The 1,026-nt window shown below is 40.9% G+C and carries 1 protein-coding gene; it reads left to right on the top strand.

Annotation, left to right across the window (positions count from 1 at the left end; genetic code table 11):
• On the top strand, positions 1 to 973 hold a 973-nt coding region (locus tag AC1DRF_RS29410), incomplete at its 5' end, for an ABC transporter substrate-binding protein (protein WP_477742497.1).
• Between the last annotated feature and the right edge of the window lie 53 nt (positions 974 to 1,026).

Raw genomic sequence — 1,026 nt, 5'->3', positions numbered from 1 at the left:
ATATCAAGAGGCAAAAACGTGGAAAAATAAATTAGAAGATTTATCCGATCAGCCGTGGATTGATGACGCGTATGAAAACACACTTACACCAATGACGATGGACGGCAAAGTATATGGGCAGCCGATCAGTCTTGAAGGCTACGGATTTACATATAACAAAAAACTGTTCAAAAAAGCAGGCATCAAAGAACTTCCAAAAACATATTCAGAATTAGAAGCAGCGGCTAAAAAGCTAAAAGCTGCCGGTATTACGCCATTTTCTATCGGCTACGGCGAGTGGTGGGTGCTTGGAAACCACGGCTTAAATATTCCATTTGCTAGTCAAAAAGATCCGGATGCATTTATTAAAGGGCTAAATGACGGCAGTACGAAAATCGCAGGTAACGAGCAGTTCAAACAGTATGTAAAGCTGCTTGATTTAACGGTAAAATACGGAAACAAAAATCCGTTAACGACGGACTACAACACGCAAGTAACGAAGTTTGCGAACGGTGAAGCAGCGATGATTCAGCAAGGAAACTGGATTCAGCCAATGCTTAATAAAATTACGCCGAACATGGACGTAGGCATTTTACCTATGCCGTTAAGCGATGATGCAGCTGTAGCTGACAAGCTTGCAATCGACGTTCCAAGCAACTGGGTTGTTCACAAGCAAGCGCCAGCGGCAGATAAAAAAGCAGCCAAAGATTTCTTAAACTGGATGGTTACATCTAAAGAAGGTCAAAAAGCGTTAGTAGAAGACTTTAAGTACATTCCAGCCTTTAAGTCAATCGAAGCAAAAGACATCGGTCCTTTAGGCGAAGAACTTCTTAAATATTCTAAGGATCAAAAAACGATTCCTTGGGAATGGACAAAATTCCCTGAAGGCGTAACGCAAAAATTTGGAGCGGATGTACAAGAATACATCGGCGGCCAAACATCTGAAGATGAGCTGTTAAAATCATTAGATAAAAGATGGGCTGAGTTGAAGTAATGAAAAAGACAACCTTGGGGTTGTCTTTTTTGTAAGTGCATAAACTGGCAATA

This window comes from Priestia sp. P5_B4 (genome assembly GCF_056400385.1).
This window is presented reverse-complemented; position numbering and strand designations above follow the sequence as displayed.